The organism is Acidithiobacillus albertensis, from assembly GCF_001931655.1.
GTDB classification, from domain to species: Bacteria; Pseudomonadota; Gammaproteobacteria; order Acidithiobacillales; family Acidithiobacillaceae; genus Acidithiobacillus; species Acidithiobacillus thiooxidans.
Genome location: NZ_MOAD01000012.1, coordinates 1 through 5,671, shown reverse-complemented (window position 1 = coordinate 5,671; position 5,671 = coordinate 1). Strand labels below are relative to the sequence as shown.

The window sequence follows — 5,671 nt, the reverse complement described above, 5'->3', positions numbered from 1 at the left end:
CGGCGCTTCTCGATCGACTGACCCACCACTGCGATATTCTGGAGACCGGAAACGATTCTTACCGGTTCAAAAAACGTCGCAGCCACCCCCTCTAAAACTGGTCAAAAATATACGCTGTTACCTGGTCATTTTTAAACGCTGTTTGACAATGAGGGCGATACCACCACGATTCGGGTGCCCGTACATTTCACGGGCACGCCCCCCAAGCAACTTCGAGTCACCAGCAGTTTTCAGGGATGTGCCAATGCCGGTGTCTGCTACCCAGTCATCACGAAAAGCTATACGCTAAGCCCGACGGGAATTATTGCCAGCACCGTACGGCATGCTCCGGCTTTGGCCGACACGCATCCTGCTCTGCAGAAGCCGGTTCAACCTTCTGTGGTGGCCGGTCAATATGGGCAGTTCGCAGCAGGATTGGCCGGCGGACAAGTCCTCTTAACGCTACTGCTTTTCTTTCTGGCAGGCCTTGGACTAGCCTTCACACCCTGCATTTTCCCCATGATTCCCATTCTGTCCTCCCTGGTGGTCGGTCAGGGGAACACTCAGTTGACCGTAAAGCAGTCCAGAAGGCATGCATTCTGGATTTCTCTGGCCTATGTGCTGGGTATGTCATTGGCCTATACGGTTGCCGGGGTTCTTGCAGCGATCACCGGATCCTATCTGCAGGCCTTTTTTCAAAATCCCTGGGTGCTCAGTGGATTCAGTGCATTGTTTGTCGTATTGGCGCTCTCCATGTTCGGTTTCTACGAATTGCAGATGCCCAATGCTATACAATCCCGCCTATCCCGTTACGGGAAGGGTGGACACTTTTTCAGCGCCTTCGTGATGGGTGTGCTGTCCGCCCTGATCGTCGGGCCATGTGTCGCAGCCCCATTAGCGGGGGCTCTGCTGTTCATTGCCCACACCGGCAACGTAGTTCTGGGGGGGTTGGCCCTGTTCCTTCTGGGGTTGGGCATGGGGGTCCCCCTGCTGATCATCGGGACTTCTGCCGGACATTTTCTGCCCAAAGCCGGTGCGTGGATGAACGGCGTAAAGGCCGTCTTTGGCGTGGTTCTGCTGGGAGTCGCCATCTGGTTCCTGTCACGAATTGTGCCGGGACCGGTTACGCTGGCCTTATGGTCAGCGCTCGCCATCCTCTCAGGTATTTTTCTGGGGGCGTTTGCAGCCAATTCCGGGGGATGGCCACGATTCTTCCAGGGACTCGGCATACTGGCTGTTGTCTATGGTGTGGTTCTCGGAGTCGGTGCCTCGGCGGGGGCTTCTCTGGTGCTTGAACCTTTGGCACCTTTCGTGGCAAAAGAGGTTTCAGTCGCCCCTCTACAAAACCATGCACTTCAAAAGCATCATCCCCTCCATTTTACCGTGGTTCGCAGCCTTCCCCAGCTGCAATCGGCTTTGGCCGCAGCAAAAGGACACCCGGTATTGGTGGATTTCTGGGCAACCTGGTGTGTAGAGTGCCAGCGTATGGATGTCGAAACCTATGACAATCCCCATGTAGAAAAGGCCTTGCAACCACTCACGCTAATTCGGGTGAATGTGACAGCAAGTGATGCCGCATCGCGCCACCTGCTTCATCATTTCCAGTTATTTGGGCCACCGGCAGTATTGCTGGTCAATGCGCAAGGGCATCTGGTTGCCCAATATGAAGGCTATGAAGGACCCGAAACGCTCCTGCAGCACCTGCAGCAGAAGCTGGGCCATACGATGCCTGATCGTTGATGTTATAGAAAATAATTGAGGAGACCGCTATGAACCGCATCACAAAACTGACCATTATATCCAGCATGCTGATCGGCATCTTGGGCATAGGATCTGCCCTGGCAGCCACAGAACTTCCGCCTTTACCCAAAATGGCTCAGAACAATTATTGGAAGGACATCGGCCAGCGACTGACCTATATCCAGGAAGGGCATAAAGGACCGGTCATTTATGATTTTTTTGATCCGAATTGTCCTTATTGCCACGGTATGTACGATGAGGAACAACCGCTAATCAAAGCCGGAAAACTCTCCGTACGTTATGTGCCGGTCGCTTATCTCATGCCCAGTAGCACCCCTGAAGCTGCCGCTATTCTGCAAACCCCGCATCGGGTCCAGGCGCTGCAACATTTTGAGGGATTGGCTGCCAAGAGTTTCGCGGCACCTATGGGACCCCAGGGGCCTGTTGGTCTGCCGCAAGCCAAAGCACTTCCACAGACGCTTCACGCATTAAAAGTGAACATGGCTGTACTGCAAAGTACCCACTCCATGGGCGTACCCGCCATTTTGTATGAACGCAAAAATGGCACAACAGGGTTAATGCCCGGCATGGTGTCTCGCGGGGAACTGCTGACCATCATTCCGAATCTGAAATAATCTGCGTACCAGGAGAATAGCGCGACATGGAAAACAGGATGAGAACCCGCTGGCTGAAATGGCTGGGAATCGGGCTATTCGGCAGTAGTCTATTACTTTTTGGCACGACTTTCGCTGAAGCTCAGACAGCCACGGGAACTGCTACAGCTGTACCGCCCAAAAAACTGACGGCGAATATTCTTTGGAAGCATGTTCTGGCGCATCACCTCACTTATATTCAGGAAGGCCACCACGGTCCCATCATTTATGATTTTCAGGATCCCAATTGTCCTTACTGCCATGTGATGTACAACCATGAGGCCCTCTTGATCAAGGCCGGGAAATTGACGGTCCGTTATGTTCCCGTGGCCTTCCTGACGCCGCAAAGTCCGGCAGAAGCCGCTAATTGGCTGCAATCACCCCATCCTCTGGCAACATTGAAACATTTTGAATCCATTGTTGGTCCGGCGTTACAGAGCGGTGACTATCGCAGCCTTCCCAAAGCCACACCCACAGCAAAAACAACCCAGGATCTCAAGCATAATCTGGAAATGATGGGTGCATTGGGTTTCAATGGCACGCCCGCCATGTTGTATCGTCTCAAAAATGGTCATATTGGCCGCATTCCCGGCATGATTTCTGAAAAACAGCTTTCCGGGCTGCTGCCGCATTTGCGGTGAGTATTATTGGAACGTAGGCGACTCACGGGATCATTCGCGTCCAGGAAATGCCACCGGAGATTGGTCGCCCAGGAGATCATTACCTACAGATTATCAAGGAGTGCGTAATGGAATAAAGAAGGTTATCAGGATGGTTGCTGACTGGATGGCTGATCACACTTCCGTTGGCGGCCACGGCTGCCCCTGCCCAGGAGAACATGCTTTTTCAGGAAATGGCAAAGCCCCAACACGCCAATCCCAAGGCGCTTCCTCCCAGTGCTATTGCTGCAGCGATAACCCACGCACACACTTTTCTGGTCGGGCATCAGGGGCCTGAGTTGACGGCATTTATGGACCCTAACTGTATCTGGTGCCATAGATTTTATGAGAAAGCTCTGCCCATCATCGGGGCTGGAAAATTGCGGTTACGGGTAGTTCTGGTGGGATTTCTGAAGCCCTCCAGTCCCGCCAAGGCCGCATCCATCCTGATGGCGAATAATCCAGCCAAGGCATTGGCCTATGATGAATCTCATTTCAATACCCAAACAGAAGAAGGCGGGATCCGTCCAGACCTCAACCCTCCGCCCTTGATACGTCGCGCCGTGCGCAATAATACCCGGCTGCTTATCCGTACGGGTGAGGAAGCAACGCCCACGTTACTCTACCGGAACAAACATGGGCAATGGGAACTACAACATGGTTTGGGGAGCCATGGGTTGCATAAAATCATGGAGATCATCTCATAAGTTGAGCGGTAAAACGCTGGAGGCGCTGGGCGGAGTGGAGGGTGCTGCCCATGCTGCCTCCGGTCACGCCAGCTACACCAAGCCCATGGCGGAGAACAGCCTGTAGTCCTGACCGAACGATATCTGATCGGGTTCCTAGCAGGCTGTCGGACTTTCACTTTGCCTAAAATTATCGTATAAATGCTTATAATTCAATGTGATGAGTGATTTTATGGCCCGCTTCCTCGATGCTGACCGCAAGACCGATTATCTTCTGCCCCCCTCCATGGACGACTGGCTCCCGGAAGGTCATTTGGCCCGCTTTATTGTGGAAGTCATTGATCAGCTCGATCTCTCGCTACTGGTCCAACAATATGCGGGTCGTGGTCATAAGGCCTATCACCCGGCCACCCTCCTGGCGATTCTGGTCTACGGCTATGCCAACGGGGTCTTTTCCAGCCGTAAACTGGAACAAGCCACCTATGATTCTGTGGCTTTCCGTTACCTCGCGGCCGGCAGCCATCCGGATCACGATACCCTGGCCACCTTCCGTCGCCGTTTTCTGGGCGAACTGCAAGGATTGTTTGTGCAGGTCCTGGAACTGGCGCAGGAGATGAAACTGCTGAAGATCGGCCGGGTGTGTCTGGATGACACCAAGATCCACGCCAACGCTTCCAAACATCAAGCCCTGTCCCATGGGCATATCGAACAGATGGAGCGTCATCTCCAGGCCGAAGTACAGGAACTCTTTGCACTGGCAGAACAGGCGGATCAGTCCGGGATTCCCGAAGGCGTGAATCTGCCCGAAGAGATCCAGCGCCGCACAGACCGGCTGGCCGTGATGGCAGCGGCCAAGGCGAAGATTGCCGAGCGGGCACAGGCCTGTTATGCCAAAGAGAAAGCGCAGTACGACACGCAAATGGCGCGCCGTGCAGAACGGGAAGTCCTGGGACAAAAGCCCCGAGGCAAAGCCCCCCAGGCACCGGACCCTGCGCCTAAAGCGCAAGACCAGATCAATCTCACCGATGAAGAATCCCGCATCATGCCGGTCTCAGGCGGTGGCTTTGAACAAACCTATAATGCCCAGGCCGCCGTAGATGACCAGACGATGATGGTAGTAGCCACCGGAGTCAGCCAGGCCCCCAATGACAAGGAACAGGTCATCCCCATGCTGGAAACCCTCCAGGCACAAACGGCGCAACTGGGACCCATAGAAGCGCTGGTGGCCGATACGGGTTACTGCAGCGAAAAGAATGTGGAAGCCTGCGAAGCGCTGGGGATTACCCCATTCATTGCCGTGGCCCGAGAAGAACACCATCCCGACTGGCGGCAACGGCATACAGAACCGGAAGCCCTCCCTGAAAATGCAACCCGGATGCAGGCGATGATACATCGTCTGAAAAAGCAGGCAGGCCGAAGCGTTTACCATCTGCGCAAACAAACGGTAGAACCGGTCTTCGGGATTATCAAATCGGTGACGGGATTCCGGCAGTTCTCCTTGCGCGGCCTGCGTCAGGTTCAAGGAGAATGGAGTCTGGTCTGCCTGGCGTGGAACATAAAACGCATGGCCGTATTGCGTCTGTAGGACAGGAAAATGCAGATAAACCGCAAAAAACAGGGCAATAATGACCAAAAAAGACTCAAAACGAGCGATTTCAAAAAATTCATGGCGAAATCTGGCAGTAGTCCGAAGTTAAAACCGACGGGCTGCTAGTGTAGTGTTGCATTCTGTTTGCTGCTTAAGTGGCTATTGGCGCGAATGACCTTTTGCAGGATGTCGCGGGCGGTTTTGGTCCAGATGAAGGGTTTGGGATGGGTGTTGTGGTGGTCGATGTACCCCTCAATGGCCTGGATGAGTTCTGGCACACTGGTGAACACCCCACGACGTAACCGCTGGGTCGTGATATCCCGAAAGAAACGCTCGACCATGTTGAGCCAGGCCAGGATGCCGAAG

At 54.0% G+C, this 5,671-nt stretch carries 6 protein-coding genes and 1 pseudogene; 6 read left to right on the top strand and 1 reads right to left on the bottom strand.

Translation table 11 applies throughout. The features are described 5' to 3' along the window. The 6 genes from BLW97_RS19180 to BLW97_RS15525 all read left to right on the top strand — a co-directional run. Nucleotides 1-95, top strand: a 95-nt coding sequence (locus BLW97_RS19180) for an ATP-binding protein (protein WP_242947823.1), incomplete at its 5' end; no start/stop codon positions are given. Between the two features lie 79 nt (nt 96-174). Further along, nucleotides 175-1,719: a protein-disulfide reductase DsbD gene (dsbD, locus tag BLW97_RS15545; protein WP_242947848.1), complete on the top strand. Its 1,545-nt coding sequence runs from the start codon at nt 175-177 to the stop codon at nt 1,717-1,719. A 29-nt stretch (nt 1,720-1,748) separates the two neighbouring features. After that, complete coding sequence (locus tag BLW97_RS15540; RefSeq protein WP_242947847.1) at nt 1,749-2,354, top strand: thioredoxin fold domain-containing protein; 606 nt, start codon at nt 1,749-1,751, stop codon at nt 2,352-2,354. A 26-nt stretch (nt 2,355-2,380) separates the two neighbouring features. Beyond that, complete coding sequence (locus BLW97_RS15535) at nt 2,381-3,013, top strand: thioredoxin fold domain-containing protein (RefSeq protein WP_143214936.1); 633 nt, start codon at nt 2,381-2,383, stop codon at nt 3,011-3,013. A gap of 197 nt (nt 3,014-3,210) precedes the next feature. After that, the gene (locus tag BLW97_RS15530; protein WP_077218495.1) at nt 3,211-3,738 is read left to right on the top strand and encodes a thioredoxin fold domain-containing protein; all 528 of its coding nucleotides are present in this window, start codon (nt 3,211-3,213) and stop codon (nt 3,736-3,738) included. A 211-nt stretch (nt 3,739-3,949) separates the two neighbouring features. After that, nucleotides 3,950-5,302 carry an IS1182 family transposase gene (locus tag BLW97_RS15525; RefSeq protein ID WP_075323844.1) on the top strand — a complete coding sequence of 451 codons (1,353 nt, stop codon included), beginning with the start codon at nt 3,950-3,952 and terminating at the stop codon, nt 5,300-5,302. 125 nt (nt 5,303-5,427) lie between these two features. Here the strand turns inward: BLW97_RS15525 and BLW97_RS15520 are convergent. After that, nucleotides 5,428-5,671, bottom strand: a pseudogene (locus BLW97_RS15520) (IS630 family transposase); the annotation flags it as partial.